Here is a 229-nt window from a genome sequence, read left to right as displayed (position 1 = left end):
TGTCCGACCGGCGGGGCGGGGTCGGGCATGTTCTCCGCCCACTCGCTGAACTGCCGGTCCGGAGCGCGGGGCCGGTCGCGGCCGGGCTACGGGTCGACCCGGGCCACCCACGCCGCCCGCGAGCAGCTGTGCCGCCGAGCCGGTCGGCGGGGGGGGGGGCGGTGCCACCGCGGGGATGGCGGCGAAGAGGCCGGCGCGCTGCCGCGCGGGAGCGCCCCGCGGGCGGCCG

1 pseudogene is annotated in these 229 nt (G+C 83.0%); it reads left to right on the top strand.

Going from position 1 to position 229, the window contains the following annotated elements:
- Positions 1 to 229, top strand: a pseudogene (locus tag ACQG3P_RS25735) (dihydroxy-acid dehydratase); the annotation flags it as partial.

It is taken from the genome of Stenotrophomonas sp. SrG, from assembly GCF_050031795.1.
Classification (GTDB): Bacteria; Pseudomonadota; Gammaproteobacteria; order Xanthomonadales; family Xanthomonadaceae; genus Stenotrophomonas; species Stenotrophomonas rhizophila_A.
The sequence above is the reverse complement of the archived record's forward strand: the minus strand, read 5'-3'. Positions and strand labels throughout refer to the sequence as shown.